At 72.5% G+C, this 14,691-nt stretch carries 13 protein-coding genes; 3 read left to right on the forward strand and 10 right to left on the reverse strand.

Going from position 1 to position 14,691, the window contains the following annotated elements; genetic code table 11:
- Nucleotides 1–28 precede the first annotated feature (28 nt).
- Entirely contained in the window at nt 29–877 is an 849-nt protein-coding gene (locus AC0VX4_RS00200; RefSeq protein ID WP_002858222.1) for an HAD family hydrolase, read from the forward strand.
- 31 nt (nt 878–908) lie between these two features.
- Here the strand turns inward: AC0VX4_RS00200 and AC0VX4_RS00205 are convergent, their stop codons facing one another.
- The 7 genes from AC0VX4_RS00205 to AC0VX4_RS00235 form a co-directional block, all read right to left on the reverse strand.
- Nucleotides 909–2,627, reverse strand: coding sequence for an RNA-binding domain-containing protein (locus AC0VX4_RS00205; protein ID WP_002858223.1), 1,719 nt, complete (start codon nt 2,625–2,627; stop codon nt 909–911).
- Nucleotides 2,628–2,699: 72 nt separating this feature from the next.
- The gene (locus tag AC0VX4_RS00210; protein WP_002858225.1) at nt 2,700–3,248 is read right to left on the reverse strand and encodes an NYN domain-containing protein; all 549 of its coding nucleotides are present in this window, start codon (nt 3,246–3,248) and stop codon (nt 2,700–2,702) included.
- Nucleotides 3,249–3,281: 33 nt separating this feature from the next.
- The gene (locus tag AC0VX4_RS00215) at nt 3,282–4,373 is read right to left on the reverse strand and encodes a hypothetical protein (protein WP_002858227.1); all 1,092 of its coding nucleotides are present in this window, start codon (nt 4,371–4,373) and stop codon (nt 3,282–3,284) included.
- Nucleotides 4,374–4,395: 22 nt separating this feature from the next.
- Nucleotides 4,396–5,898, reverse strand: coding sequence for an amino acid permease (locus tag AC0VX4_RS00220; RefSeq protein ID WP_002858232.1), 1,503 nt, complete (start codon nt 5,896–5,898; stop codon nt 4,396–4,398).
- Between the two features lie 100 nt (nt 5,899–5,998).
- Entirely contained in the window at nt 5,999–7,072 is a 1,074-nt protein-coding gene (locus AC0VX4_RS00225; RefSeq protein WP_002858235.1) for a threonine aldolase family protein, read from the reverse strand.
- Between the two features lie 5 nt (nt 7,073–7,077).
- Nucleotides 7,078–7,752, reverse strand: a complete 675-nt coding sequence (locus tag AC0VX4_RS00230) for an SDR family NAD(P)-dependent oxidoreductase (protein ID WP_406906167.1) — start codon at nt 7,750–7,752, stop codon at nt 7,078–7,080.
- Between the two features lie 3 nt (nt 7,753–7,755).
- Complete coding sequence (locus AC0VX4_RS00235) at nt 7,756–9,186, reverse strand: DUF6421 family protein (RefSeq protein WP_475464436.1); 1,431 nt, start codon at nt 9,184–9,186, stop codon at nt 7,756–7,758.
- 123 nt (nt 9,187–9,309) lie between these two features.
- On the opposite strand from AC0VX4_RS00235, the gene AC0VX4_RS00240 reads away from it, so the two are divergent.
- Nucleotides 9,310–9,768 (forward strand): Lrp/AsnC family transcriptional regulator, encoded by a 459-nt coding sequence (locus tag AC0VX4_RS00240; protein WP_002858239.1) that lies wholly within the window; start codon nt 9,310–9,312, stop codon nt 9,766–9,768.
- Between the two features lie 131 nt (nt 9,769–9,899).
- On the forward strand, nt 9,900–10,739 hold the full coding sequence (locus AC0VX4_RS00245) for a glycerophosphodiester phosphodiesterase family protein (protein ID WP_002858242.1): 840 nt from the start codon (nt 9,900–9,902) through the stop codon (nt 10,737–10,739).
- A gap of 11 nt (nt 10,740–10,750) precedes the next feature.
- Here AC0VX4_RS00245 and AC0VX4_RS00250 read toward each other — a convergent pair whose 3' ends face one another.
- The 3 genes from AC0VX4_RS00250 to AC0VX4_RS00260 all read right to left on the reverse strand — a co-directional run bounded on the left by AC0VX4_RS00250 (nt 10,751) and on the right by AC0VX4_RS00260 (nt 14,670).
- Entirely contained in the window at nt 10,751–12,256 is a 1,506-nt protein-coding gene (locus AC0VX4_RS00250; RefSeq protein WP_475464437.1) for an aldehyde dehydrogenase family protein, read from the reverse strand.
- Between the two features lie 199 nt (nt 12,257–12,455).
- On the reverse strand, nt 12,456–14,174 hold the full coding sequence (gene pgm / locus AC0VX4_RS00255) for a phosphoglucomutase (alpha-D-glucose-1,6-bisphosphate-dependent) (protein ID WP_475464438.1): 1,719 nt from the start codon (nt 14,172–14,174) through the stop codon (nt 12,456–12,458).
- Between the two features lie 67 nt (nt 14,175–14,241).
- On the reverse strand, nt 14,242–14,670 hold the full coding sequence (locus tag AC0VX4_RS00260; RefSeq protein ID WP_002858246.1) for a Fur family transcriptional regulator: 429 nt from the start codon (nt 14,668–14,670) through the stop codon (nt 14,242–14,244).
- Nucleotides 14,671–14,691: the final 21 nt, after the last annotated feature.

A 14,691-nucleotide genomic window follows, 5' to 3' on the forward strand; every position in this document is an offset into this window, starting at 1 on the left:
CCGCACGGCCCCGGCCTAGACTGGGCGCATGCCCGCCCTGCCCCTGCCCTCGCGTCGTCCGCGGATGATCGCGACGGACCTGGACGGCACCATCATCGGGTACCGGCACACGCGGTCGGGGCGCCTGAGCCCGCGCACCATCACGGCGCTGCGGGACGCCCACGACGCCGGCGTCGAGGTGGTGTTCGTGACCGGCCGCCCCCTGCGCTGGCTCGGCCCGCTGAGCGCGCAGCTCGGTCCCGTCGGCCCGGTGATCTGCTCCAACGGCGCCGTCGTCGTGGACACCGCCACGGACGACGTCCTGATCGCCCACCCCATGCCCGTCGAGGCCGTGTGGACCGCCACGGACCGGCTGCGCGCCCTGGACCGCACCGTGTCCTTCGGCGCCGAGACCCTCGAGGGCTTCTTCTGGGAGCACGCGTTCTCCGAGCGCGCCGAGTTCCGGGCCGAGGTCCACGCGGCGGCCACGCTCGAGGCCGCGCTGCCGGGTCGGCTGGGCGTGGTGAAGCTGCTGGCCCGCTCGGACACCCTGGCCCCGGACGCCTTCCTCGCCGCGGCCCGCGCCGAGCTGGACGAGCTCGTGAGCGCCACGCACTCCGCGCCCGGCATCGCGCTCGTGGAGATGTCCGCGCCGGGCGTGCACAAGGCCGCGACCCTCGCCGAGTTCGCCGCGAGCAAGGGGGTCGCGCCGGCCGACGTCGTCGCGTTCGGGGACATGCCCAACGACCTGGAGATGCTCCAGTGGGCCGGTCTCGGCCTGGCCGTGGCCTCGGGCCACCCGTCGCTGCTGGCCGCGGCGGACGGCGTGGTCGGGGCGTGCGACGACGACGGGGTGGCCGCCACCGTCGAACGCCTGCTGGAGCTGCCCGCGGACTGAGCCGCGGGCCGCCCCCGGCGGTCAGAGGAACTCATCTCCTACGACGCGACTTCTTGGCGACGAGCCACCGGACGGTCGGGCCGCGTTCCGGGCCCGCAGGATCCTTCATGACGACACCGGCATCGCGCAGGTCCGCGAGCAGTTGGCGGGCCTGCTGGACGTCCAGATCGAACATGTTTCGGATGGTCTTGTTTGTGATCCAGCCGTATTCGTCCAAGTGCGCCTCGACCCGTCGCCGCGCCTGGTCTGCCTTGGTCCTGTGTGTCACCGCCGTCCCCAAGCCGGCTGCGGTGAGAGGGAGGAGCCGCCATGCGGCCTTCCGACTCGATGGTGAGGAAGAGCGTTCGAACAGCGCGTGCGGCGCCGTCGAGAGTGTATCAACGCGATGAGAGGCCTCGTCGACGGGAACCTGCAGAATGCGCGCCGCTTCGTCGGCGGAGAGAGAAGGCCGTCGGCACAAGTGATCGAGGAGGAGGATGGCATCGACATTCTCGCGTAGCTCAGGCGGCAGGGTGGCCAGAAAACGGGCGAATGCGCGGTTCGGCGCGCCGGTGCTGAACCGCACGGTCACGGAATAGTCATCCGGCTCGATGACCGGCTGCGTTTGCCCCACTCGGATTTGCTCCCGAAACATCCGATCGATGCCTCGTGAGGTGCGCTCTGCTAGTCCGAGCTGTTGGAGGAGGGACATCAACTGCGGGTTCCGCGGCGTCGACACGGTGCTGAGGAGACGGTCCGGATCCACGCCGTAGGGGAGCGAGCCTGGAGAGTGCACCGTCAAGGTGGTGGCACTGTGGTCGATGACAACGCGGTCCCGCACTCCGTAGTCACGGTGGACCAGCGCGTTCGTGACCGCTTCCTCGACGGCGAGGGGCGAGAAGTCGGGGAGCGCCAGTTCCTGACCCGTCGGCAAGGGGATCGAGGTCACTTCCGGATTGATGGCGGTGTTGATGAGCCCCATGACGGTGGTGAGTGCCTGGGCCACGGGGAGTCGCAGCCGGCGTGTCGAAGGCTCGGCTCCGGGTGCAGGGCGGGTCAAGAAGTCCACGGTGTCATGATCTGGTGGGCAGAGGACGAGCTCTCCCGCCACGAGTAGGTTTCCTTGGCCGTCGACCGCCCCCAGACTGCGGAGAAGGTCGTCATCGTGCAGATCCGCGAGCTGGCGTCGAAGGTCCGGGAGTCGGCGCAACAGATCTCGCACATGGTCAAGGGCATCGCTGCTGACGTCCTTGGGGCCCCGTTCGGAGCGGCGCGCAGTGAAGTCCGGATTCCGACGGGTGTAGCCGAGGTGGCGTCGAGCCGCTTCCGACATGGGATGGCAGTCGGTCCCCCGGCGTTGATGCGCGACGCCTTTGGAATTCGTCACGAGGTCGAGGCCTTCGACGACGCGGATCACGAGGATCCGATGCTCGTGACGGTGCTCCTCACGGATGTCCACCGTCACGGGCGGTGTGGTGTTGTGGTGCAATCTCGCGCGTAAATCGTTGCGGTCGGCCGAGGTGCCCGTGAAGGCTTCCGGGCCGCTCGACTTGTCGTCGACTCCCAGCACGATGTGACCACCGTCTGCGTTGGCGAAGCAGATGACGGCTGTCGTCAATTCATCGATGAGCTGGGCGCGCGGGTTGCCGCGGAATTCCGCCACGGTGGCCGGGTCACGTTTGAAGTCGAGGGTCTGACTTTCCAGGTCGGCGGCGGTGGCCCCCCGCTCCAGGGCATCGAGGGCGCGGGCCACTTCGTCGAGTTTAGTCACGAGTTTATCGTAAGGGCAGAACTATCTCCGCGTCTATAAACTCGCGAGGAGCCGCGGGCCGCCCCCGGCGGGTCAGAGGAACTCGTACGGGTCGAACGCCTCGACGTCGATCACGCGCAGGCGCGGCAGGGACGAGTCGAACGCGCCCACCGCGTGCTCGAGGTCGAAGAACTCGACCCCGGGGATGCGGCGCAGCTCGTGGGAGAGGAACTCCTCGAAGCCCATGATCCCGGTGCGCCGGCCCGGCGTGGCCGCGAGGTCGGTGAGCTGGGGGGCGAAGTCGGCGTCGTGGCTGACGAGGACGACGTCGTCCTCCCGGCCCAGCAGCGCCTCCGCGGTGCGCTGGATGCCGATGTCCACGACCTTGCCCTCGCCGCGCAGCATGATCGGCTGGAAGCCGAGGGCGGTGAGCGCCTGGACGAACGGGATGGGGATCTCGCCGTCGATGGCGAGGAAGAACAGGCCCTTGACCGGCTGGTCCCAGCGGTCCTCGAGGTAGCCGAGCAGGCGCTTCCAGCGCGGCCGCTCGTCGGGCTGGGGGCGCCGCTGCAGGATGGACGTGCCGAGGGTGGCGTCGATGTTCTCGCCGTCGATCAGCAGGTAGGTGGTTCGCTCGCTCACGCTCTCGAGGCTACCCGCTGGGGTGGACGTCGGTCAGCGCCCGCGGCCGAACGGGGCCGTCAGCAGGCGGACGACGCCCTCGAGCGGCCCCGCGCGGAACGGGCCGATACGCACGACGGCCCGCCACAGCAGCGGCAGCAGCAGCGCGCCGGCGACCAGCACGGCCAGGTTGAACCACGTGTCGTCCGTGCCCGTGGCGCTGCGCCATGGGCCGGGACCCAGCCGCAGCACCCACCCGAGGTACCACAGGTGCGCCACGTACACGGACAGCGTCATCGCGCCCGGCACGGCCAGCAGCCCGGCCCGCCGCGGCATGAGGGCCGCGCACGCGCCGAGCACGGCCAGCACGAGGCCCGTGTCCAGCAGGGCCTCCGCCGGGGTCGCCGTGTAGGGCACGGGCGCGGCGCCGGTCTGTGTCCGGGACAGGGCCAGCACGACGCCGGCCAGCGCGATCCCCCCGGCCGCCCAGCCGAGTCCCGTGAGCCGCGCGCTCCGGGCCGGGGCCGCCGTCGTCGTGCCGTGGACGGCGGCGACCAGCACCGCCCCCAGCAGCGCCCACGCGAGGAACAGGGGGAGACGGTACGGGCCGTCCGTGAGGAACGCGGAGACCCACGGGGTCAGCGTCGCGCGGCTCAGCCCGAGCGCCTGCGCGGCGGGGAGGAGCCGGTCGACGACGTCGGCCGTCGGCGTGGCGGCGAGCAGGAGGCCACCCCCGCCGCTGAGGAGGGCCAGCACGAGGTGCGCGCCGAGCGGGAGGGCGGCCAGCAGCGCCATGAGCACCGTGAGCACGGCCAGGTGCGCCAGCACGTTCACGACGGCCGCCCCGAAGTGCCCGGTCAGCCACACCGCCCCGAACAGGGCGGCCGCCCGCACGAGCGCGCGGGGCACGGCCCGGCCACGGCCCAGCCACTCCGCCTCGAGGCGCGCGCCCACGCCCACGAGCGCCGCGAACAGGGGCGCGGTGAGGTGCTCGGAGAGGTGGAGCACCCCGCCCGGGCCGCCGGTGGGCGCCGTGTGGGCGACCATCATCGAGACCAGGGCCAGACCGCGCGCGACGTCCACCCAGACCAGGCGGCCGCGGGCGGTGGGGGTGACGGCGGGGACGTGGGACGAGCGGGCGGACACGGCGACCTCCGGGGTGGGGGACTCAGTCCAGGACGCGGGTGAGGTCGGCGTCCTCGTAGCGGACCGGCTTCGAGCCGGTGACGAGCTTGTGGCCGAGCCACAGCGCGAGGAACAGGGGCAGGCCGATGTACGCGGTGGCCACGGCCACGAGGTCCACGTCGCCCATGAATGCCTGGTAGTTCTGCCCGAGGATCACGACAGCGCACATGACCAGCGCGACGATCGGGCCCAGGGGGAACAGGAACGCGCGGTAGGGCAGGTCCTTCGGGTCGTGGCCCTGCGCGACGTAGGCCCGCCGGAACCGGTAGTGGCTCCAGGCGATGCCCATCCACACGATGAACCCGGCCAGGCCCGAGGCGGAGACGAGCCACACGTAGGCGGCGCCGTCCCCGACGAACGTGGTCAGGAAGCACGCCGCGCCCACCACGGTGGTGGCGTAGAGGGCGTTCATGGGCACGCCGCGCCGGTTCACCTTCGCCAGGAAGCGCGGGGCCTTGCCGGAGTCGGCCAGGGCCCAGAGCATGCGGGTGGAGGCGTACAGGCCCGAGTTGCCCGCGGAGAGGATGGCCGTGAGGATCACGGCGTTCATCACGGAGGCGGCGGCGAGCACGCCCGCGTTCTCGAAGACGAGCGTGAACGGGGAGATCGAGATGTCCTCGACGTCGCTGCCCAGCAGGTGGGGGCTGGTGTAGGGGATGAGGAAGCCGACGACGGTGATCGCGCCGACGTAGAAGAGCAGGATGCGCACGAACACGGTGCGGATCGCCTTGGGCACGTTCTTCTCCGGATCCTCGGCCTCGCCCGCGGCCACGCCGACCAGCTCGGTGCCCTGGAAGGAGAAGCCGGCCACCATGAAGATCGCCAGGATGCCGGCGCCGCCGCCCACGAAGGGGGCCTCGCCGTCGGTCCAGTTGTGGAAGCCGGGGGAGGAGCCGCCGAGGATGCCGACGATCATCAGGACGCCGAGCACCAGGAAGATCACCACGGTGGCGACCTTGATGAGCGAGAACCAGAACTCGCTCTCGCCGTAGGCGCGCGTGGAGAGGGCGTTGAGGCCGAAGAGCAGCGCGAGGAAGGTCGCGGACCAGATCCACGAGGGCACGTCCGGGAGCCAGTACCGCATGATCAGGGCCGCCGCGACGAGCTCGGCGGCCACCGTGATCGCCCAGTTGTACCAGTAGTTCCAGCCGATGGCGAAGCCGAACGAGGGGCTCACGAAGCGGGTCGAGTACTCCTCGAACGCGCCGGAGACCGGCAGGTACGTGGACATCTCACCGAGCGACTGCATCAGCAGGAACACCATGAAGCCGATGGCCACGTAGGCCACGAGGGCGCCACCGGGTCCGGCGGTCGCGATGGTGTTGCCCGAGGCCACGAAGAGACCCGTGCCGATGGCGCCGCCCATCGCGATCATCGTCAGATGCCGGGATTTGAGGGTGCGCCGCAGGGAGCCGCCCTCGGGGGTGGAGTGGGCGGCGGAGGCGGGCGGCGTCGACGGGGACGTCCGGGGTGCGCTGGTGTCCACGGTGGCCTTTCGGTGGGAGAGCGGTCGGACGCGCGTCGAACGCCGCGGCATCCCACCCTGCTGCACGGTGGTAGAAGGGTATCCCGGCCGGGAGCGCCCGTCAGGCGGCGGGGGCGAGTTCGGCGCGCAGTGCGGCCGTGAACGCGTCCACGTCCTCTTCGGTCGTGTCGAAGCCGCACACCCAGCGCACCTCGCGCCGCGCCGCGTCCCAGTCGTAGAACCGGAAGCGGGCGCGCAGCCGGTCGGCCACGCCCTCGGGCAGGACGGCGAACACGGCGTTGGCGTCCGTGGCCTGCGTGAGCTCGACGCCGGCCAGCGAGCCGTCGGCCACCCCCGCCTCGATGCCGGCGCGCAGCCGGGCGGCCATGGCGTTGGCGTGGCGGGCGGAGCGCAGGTACAGGTCGCCGTCGAACAGCGCGAGCAGCTGCGCCGAGACGAAGCGCATCTTCGAGGCCAGCTGCATCTGGTTCTTGCGCAGGTACACGAGGCCGTCCGCGGCGTCCGGGTCGAGCACGACGACGGCCTCGGCCAGCAGCGCCCCGTTCTTGGTGCCGCCGAGGGAGAGCACGTCCACGCCGACGTCGGTGGTGAAGGCGCGCAGCGGCAGGCCCAGGGAGGCCGCGGCGTTGGCGATGCGGGCGCCGTCCATGTAGACGCGCATCCCGTGTTCGTGGGCGTAGTCCGTGATGGCCTTGACCTCGTCCGGGGTGTAGACCGTGCCGAGCTCGGTGGACTGGGTGAGGTAGACGACCAGGGGCTGGGCGCGGTGCTCGTCACCCCAGCCCCAGGCCTCGGCGGCGATCAGCTCGGGGGTGAGCTTGCCGTCGTCGGTGGCCACGGGCAGCAGCTTGATGCCGGCGGACTTCTCGGGCGCGCCGCCCTCGTCCACGTGGATGTGCGCGGTGTCCGCGCAGATCACCGCGCCCCAGCGGGGCAGCATGGCCTGGAGCCCGACGACGTTCGCCCCGGTCCCGTTGAACATCGGCCACGCGGTGGCGTCCTTGCCGAAGTGCTGGGCCACGACCTCCTGGAGACGCGCCGTGTACACGTCCTCGCCGTAGGCGACCTGGTGGCCCCCGTTGGCCTCGGCGAGCGCCGCGAGCACCTCCGGGTGGACGCCGGAATAGTTGTCCGAGGCGAAGCCCCGCTCCTGCGGATCGTGGATCCTCTGCATGTCAGTTACGTTCCCTTCTCCTGGAGCGTGAGGACGGCGTCGTTCAGCGCGCCCGCCTCAGCCTCCCACAGTCGCATGTACTCCTCGGCCAGCCGTTCCTCGAGCCCGGCGAGGGACTTCACGCGGAACACGACGGCCGCCGAGCGCAGCGGGGTCTCCGCGTCCCGGGCGGCCTGGGCCCAGCCCTGCGCCACCGCGCGGGTCCATGCTTCGCTCGCCGCCTTCACCGCGGCGTAGTTCGCGCCGCCGGCGAGCGGCCGGGTCACCGCCGTGGACGAGACGATCGCGAGGCGTCCGGCGGACGAGGCCCGCAGGTCGTCGTCGAGGGCCCGGCTCACGTGCCGCAGCGCCGTGAACGAGGCCTCGAGGGCGCGGTAGTCCTCCTCGGTCTGGCCGGCGAGGCCCCCGCCGCCGCGCCAGCCGCCCACCAGGTGGAGCAGGCCGTCGATCCGGGTGCCGCGGGCGTGCAGGTCCTCGACGAGACCGCGGACGGCGGCCTCGTCCGTGAGGTCCAGGGCCGCGGTCTCGGCGCCGAGCTCGGCGAGGGGGGCGAGCTTCGCGGCGTCGCGCCCGGTCGCGACGACGTGCGCGCCGGCGTCGAGGAGCGCGCGGGCGGCGACCCGGCCCGAGACGCTCGTGGCGCCCGCGATCAGGACCACACGGTCGGTCAGGGCGGCCACGGGTCAGGCGTCCGTGCCGCGGATCCCGGCGGTGGACTCGATGACGCCGCTCATCTTCTTCTCGAGGGCCTCGAAGAACATGGACAGCGGGAACTCGTCGTCGAGCACGAGGTCGGTGTAGCCCTTGGGCGGGCCGGCGAGCACCTCGCGCGGCAGGCCCTGCGCCCACACGGAGGCCGGGTGCGGGGTGACCACGGAGGCCACGAGCTCGTAGGCCTGGAGCCAGTGCACGGTCTTGGGGCGGTCGATGGACTCCCAGTAGAGCGTGTCGATGGCGTCGCCCAGCTCGACGACGGCGTCGGCGAGCCGGTCCCAGTCCACGCTGAGGGCGACGTCCCGCCACTGGATCACGTCCTTGCGGTGCAGCCAGGCGAAGAGCAGCTGGCCGCCGAGGCCGTCGTAGTTGCGGACGCGGGAGCCGGTGAGGGCGAAGCGGAAGACGCGGTCGAAGAGGACGGCGTGCTGGACGAGCCCGGCGTGGCGGCGGGTCTGCTCCTCGAGCGCGGTGAGCTGCTCGCCCGCGGCGGCGCGCGCCGTGAGGCGGCGCTCGATCGCCACGCACTCGCGGAAGGCGGTCATGTCGCAGCGCATCTCCTCGAGCGTGTAGAGGAAGAAGGGCATGCGCTGCTTGATCATGAACGGGTCGAAGGGCAGGTCGCCGCGCATGTGCGTGCGGTCGTGGATGAGGTCCCACATCACGAAGGTGCCCTCGGCGAGCTCCTGGCTGGAGAGCAGTTCGGCGAGCTCGGCCGGGAGCTCGAGCTGGGTGATCTCGGCGGCGGCGGTGACGACCCGGCGGAAGCGGGCGGCCTCGCGGTCCTGGAAGATGGCGCCCCATGTGAAGGTGGGGATCTCGCGCATGGCCACGGTCTCGGGGAAGAGCACGGCCGAGTTCGTGTCATAGCCGGGGGTGAAGTCGATCAGGCGCAGGGAGACGAAGAGGCGGTTGCCGTAGTCGCCGGCCTCGAGCTCGGCGATGAACTCGGGCCAGATGGTCTCGACGACGAGGGCCTCCACGTGCCGGTCCGGGGAGCCGTTCTGCGTGTACATCGGGAAGACCACGAGGTGCCGGACGCCGTCGACGCGGTGCTCCTGCGGCTGGAAGGCGACGAGGGAGTCCAGGAAGTCGGGCTCGGCGAAGCCGCCGTCGGCCCAGCGGGCGAAGTCGCGGGGCAGGGCGGCGAGGTAGGCGGCGTCGTGCGGGAAGAGTGGGGCGAGCTCCTCGACGGCGGCGACGATGGTCTCCACGTGCTCGCGCGCGGCGGCGTGGTCCGCCGGGTCTGGGATGGAGCCGTCCTTGACCTGCAGGGGATGCAGGGCGGTCGCGGCGGCCTTGAGGCGGAGCCAGGCCGGGTGGGTCTCGACGGTGCGGGCGTCGGCCGGGGCCTCCGGGACGACGCCGTCGGTCCGGGCGGGCTGCAGAGTGGTGGACATGGAACCCTCCTGAGGTCGAAGCGCCGGAAAATATCCGGTGACGCGGATCACTTGCCGGAAGGTTTCCATGAGCGCACGGGGCTGTCAACCCAGCGGCCGGGACCGGCTGATAGCGTGCGGCGCATGGACGACCCTGTCGACGCGCGGCTCGCGGCCGCCGTCTCCCATGACCCGCGCGCCACGCTCGCCCAGCTCTCCGAGCGGGTCGGCCTGTCGACCTCCGCGGTGCAGGCGCGCCTGCGCCGGCTCGAGAGCACGGGCGTGATCAGGGGCTACCGTGCGCTGCTCGACCCCGAGGCCGTGGGCAGGCCGCTCTCCGCGTTCATCGAGATCAGCCCGCTGGACCCGCGCCAGCCCGACGACGCCCCCGAGCTCCTCGAGTCCATCGCGGCGATCGAGGCGTGCCACTCCGTGGCCGGCGATGCCGCGTACATGCTCTTCGTGCGCGTGGGCTCGCCGCGCGAGCTCGAGGCCCTCGTGACGGAGATCCGCCAGAGGGCGTCGGTGTCCACCCGGACCACCGTGGTGCTGCAGACCTTCTACGAGCACCGCCCCATGCTGGAGCTGCCGGCGGAGGACTGAGGGCGGGCGCTTCGGCCCCTCCTGTCACGCGAGAGGTCGGAATGAGGGCCGATCTGACGCTCATTCCGACCTCTCGCGTTCCCGGCCGCGGCAGTGGAGCGCTCACCGCCCGGCCCCGCTACCGTGATCCCGTGCGTCCGACCTCGCCCCGTCCCGCCCCCGCCTACCTCACCGACTCCGTCCCCGCCCGTCGCGGCCACCCGCTGGGGTTCGCGCACCGGGGCGCCGCCGTCGACCGGGAGAACTCGCTGGCCGCGTTCGTGGACGCCCACGCCGCCGGGTTCACCTACCTCGAGCTGGACGTGCGCACCACGGCGGACGGCGAGCTCGTCGTCTTCCACGACGACACCCTGGACCGCGTCAGCACCGGCCGCGGCCGGCTGCGCGACCACACGTGGGAGCGGCTGGCGGACGTCACGGTCGGCGGGGAGCCGCTGCTGCGCTTCACCGAGCTGCTCACGGCACTCCCCGGGGCACGCCTGAACGTGGACCTCAAGGACCGCGCGTCGGCCCCGGCCCTGGCCCGCATCCTCGCCGAGCACGGCGCCTGGGACCGCGTGCTCGTCGCCTCGTTCCATGACTCGCGGCGCCGCCTCTTCCGGCGCGCCCTCGCCCGCCTCGGCCACCCCGAGCGGGCGTACGGGCCGGAGCGGGTGGCGACGTCGGGCGGGGCGGCCGCCATCGCGGCGCTCGTGACGCTGGGCCCGCTGGGACTGACCCGCTGGCTGCGCCGGTACGCCCTCGACGTCGACTGCGTGCAGGTGCCGGTCCGGCACGGCCGGGTGCCCGTGGCCACCCCCGACTTCGTGCGCCGCTGCCACGCGGCGGGCCTGCCGGTGCACGTGTGGGTCGTGGACGAGCCCGCGGAGATCGAGCGCCTGCTCGACCTCGGCGTCGACGGGATCATGACAGACCGTGCCGACGTCCTCGCCGAGGTCTACGCCCGCCGCGGGCTCTGGCCGCAGCGCTGATCCCCGCCCCCTCAGAGCATCTTCGGCAGCAGCGCCCGCTTCATCCGCCCGTACGGCGGGTAGGCGGTCTTGAGCGTGTCCACCTGGTCCGACTTCGTGATGGACGGGCGCAGGTGGGAGAACGTCTCGAAGCCGTGGATGCCGTGGTACGCACCCATCCCGGACGCGCCGATCCCGCCGAACGGCAGCGTCGCGATGCCGGCGTGCAGCAGGCCGACGTCGTAGCCGAGGCCGCCGGCCTGCACCTGGTCGTCGAACGCGCGGTGGTAGCTCGGCCGGTCCGTGAAGAGGTAGGCGGCCAGCGGGTGCGGGCGCTCCGCGATGAAGTCGAGGGCGTCCTGGAAGGTGTCCACGGTCAGCACGGGCAGGACCGGGCCGAACAGCTCCTCCTGCATGAGCGCGCCGTCCGGCTTGACGCCCGTCACCACGGTCGGCGCCATGTACCGCCCCGCCGCGTCCACGTCGCCGCCGACGAGCAGCTCGGCGCCGGCGTCGAGGTCCGCCTGGAGCATCTCCCGCAGCCGCTCCGTGTGCTCGGCGGAGATGAGGCGGCCGTAGTCCTTCGACGCGCGGGGGTCGTCGCCGTAGAACTCGCGCAGGGCTGCGGGGAGCTCGGCGGTCACCTGGCGCAGCGCGGCCTCGCCGACGGCCAGCACGTAGTCCGGGGCCACGCACGTCTGGCCCGCGTTGGTGAACTTCGCCCATGCGATGCGGCGGGCCATCGCGCCCGTGTTCCGCGACGGCGTCACCACCGCCGGCGACTTGCCGCCCAGCTCGAGCGTCACGGGGGACAGGGTCTTCGCCGCCGCCTCGTAGACGATCCGGCCCACGCGCTCCCCGCCGGTGTAGAGGATGTGGTCCCACGGCTCCGCCAGCAGCGCGGTGTTGCACTCCTTGCCGCCCGCCACCACGGAGACCAGCGCGGAGTCCAGGTACTGCGGCACCAGCTCCCGCAGCGCCGCCGCCGTGGCCGGGGCCTTCTCCGACGGGCTGAGCACCACCGTGTTGCCGGCCGCCAGCGCGCCCACGACCGGGGCGAGCGCGAGCTGCACCGGGTAGTTCCACGCGCCGATGACCAGCACGAGACCCTTGGGTCGCGGCCGGACCTCCGCGCTCGCGGGCCGCAGGGCCAGCGGCAGCTTCACGGGCCGCGGCTCCATCCAGTCGGTCAGGTGCAGCAGCGCATGGTCCACCTCGGAGCGCACCGAGACGATCTCCGTGATCAGCGCCTCGGTGGCCGGCTTGCCCAGATCCGTGCCGAGCGCCGCGACGAACCGGTCCGCGTGCTCGGTCAGCATCCGCTTCAGGCCCTTGAGCTGGCGCACCCGCACCGCGCGCGGGTGGGCGGCGCGGGAGCGGGCGGCGGCGCGCAGACGCTCGACGGCGGCCCGCGGCTCCTCGGGTCGGGGCCCGGCCGGCGCGATCGGCAGGGCCTCGGTGGGCAACGGCTCGCGGACCGGATCGTCGGCGGGGGTGTCGGGGGAGTCGGTGGTCAGACCGGGGGGCTGCGTGCTCATGTCGGCCACGCTACCGAGCGGCCCTGTGCGACGGCAGGGCGTGGCGCCGTCGTCGTCCCCGCACGACCCGCGCACTTTCGTGTGGAAGACGGCGCCCCCAGGGCCTTTTCGTTCGAGAAACGGCGCGCGCCCGTCCGTTTCCCGAACGAAAGCGGTGCGACACGCCGCCGTTTCCCGAACGAAAGCGGGCGGGGGGGGGTCAGCCGATGACCGCGTCCACCAGCTTCTGCGCCTCCGCCTGCACCTGCTTCAGGTGCTCGGGGCCGCGGAAGGACTCCGCGTAGATCTTGTAGACGTCCTCGGTGCCGGAGGGCCGCGCCGCGAACCACGCGTGCTGCGTGACCACCTTGAGCCCGCCGATCGGGGCGTCGTTGCCCGGGGCGTTGGTCAGCGTCGCGAGGATGGTCTCACCGGCCAGCTCGGTCACGGGGACGTCGTCGGGGGAGAGGGTCTTCAGCTTGGCCTTCTGCTCGGCGGTCGCGGGGGCGTCGATGCGCGCGTACGCCGGGTCGCCGTGCAGGGCCACGAGGTCGCGGTACCGCTCGGACGGGGACTGGCCCGTCACGGCGATGATCTCCGCGGCCAGCAGGCACAGCAGCAGCCCGTCCTTGTCCGTGGACCACGGGCTGCCGTCGAACTGCACGAAGGACGCGCCCGCGGACTCCTCGCCGCCGAACACGCCGGTGCCCGTCAGCAGGCCCGGCACGAACCACTTGAAGCCCACCGGCACCTCCACGAGCTCGCGGCCCAGGTCCCCGGCCACGCGGTCGATCATCGAGGAGCTCACCAGGGTCTTGCCCACGCCCGCGCTCTGGGGCCACTGGTCGCGGTGGCGGTAGAGGTAGTCGATGGCCACGGCGAGGTAGTGGTTCGGGTTCATCAGCCCGCCGTCGGGGGTGACGATCCCGTGCCGGTCCGCGTCGGCGTCGTTGCCGGTGGCAACGTCGAAGGGCACCTGCCCGTCCGCGTCCGGGGTCATCCGCTCGATCAACGAGGCCATCGCGTTCGGCGACGAGCAGTCCATGCGGATCCTGCCGTCCCAGTCCAGGGTCATGAACCCGAACCGCGGGTCGACCTCGGGGTTCACCACGGTCAGATCCAGCCCGTGGCGGTCGGCGATCTCGCCCCAGTACGCCACGGACGCCCCACCCATGGGGTCGGCGCCGATGCGCACGCCCGCCTCGCGGATCGCCTCCACGTCGATCACCTGCGGCAGATCGGACACGTACCGGTCCAGGAAGTCGAAGCCGCCCAGCTTCGCGTGGCCGGCGACGTCGGCGCCCGCCACCCGGTGCACGCCCGCCAGCCCGCCGGCGAGCAGCTCGTTGGCGCGGTCGGCGATCCACGTGGTCGCCTCGGTGTCCGCGGGGCCGCCGTGGGGCGGGTTGTACTTGAAGCCGCCGTCCGCGGGCGGGTTGTGCGAGGGGGTGATCACGAGGCCGTCCACGAGGCCGGCGTTGTCCCCGTCCACCGCGAAGCCCGACGGCGACAGCTCGCGCCCGGCGTTCAGGTGCAGGATCGCGTGGGACACGGCGGGGGTGGGCGTGTAGCCGCCGCGGGAGTCGACGAGCACCTCGACGTCGTTGCCGAGCAGCACCTCGACGGCGGTGTCCTGCGCGGGCCCGGACAGGGCGTGCGTGTCCTTGCCGACGAGGACCGGCCCCGTGATCCCGTGGTGCGCGCGGTACTCGACCACGGCCTGCGTGATGGCGGCGATGTGGTCGTCGTTGAACGAGGTCGTGAACGCGGAGCCGCGGTGGCCGGAGGTGCCGAACACGACCTTCTGCGCCGGGTCCGTCGGGTCCGGGTGACCGGTGCGGTACGCCTCCAGGAGGGCGTCGACGTCGATCAGGTCCTGCGGCAGGGCGGGGGTGCCGGGACGCTCGGCGGCGGGCAGGGCGGCGGTGTTCTCGGTCATGTGCCACACCTTGGCACGGGCGGGCGGACGGGGGAAGACGCGCGGCCCAGCGGGACGACGCCGACGGTCACTCCCGGCAGCCGGCGCACAGCCCCCAGTAATAGACCTCGGCCTCGTCGACCGCGAAGCCGTGGTCCTCGGGGGCGTCGAGGCACGGGGCGGAGCCGGTGCGGCACGGCACATCCACGACCGTGCCGCAGCCGCGGCACACCAGGTGGTGGTGGTTGTCGCCCGTGCAGATCTCGTAGCGGGCCGGGGAGCCGGCGGGCTGCAGGGAGCGCACGAGCCCGGCCTCGGTGAGCGCGTGGAGGCAGTCGTAGACGGCCTGGTGCGAGGTGCCGGGCAGGGCCCGACGGACGGCGGCCAGCACGGTGGACGCGTCCGCGTGGGGGTGGTCGGCGAGGGCGGTCAGCACCGCCAGGCGGGGCCGGGTCACGCGCAGGCCGACGCCGCGCAGCAGCGTGCGCTCATCCTCGTCCCGCGTCGTGGTCTCCATGCCAGTCGATCCCAGCCGGTT

Source organism: Micrococcus sp. 63XJN7_8_ISO-PGPR-S23-253, from assembly GCF_056173425.1.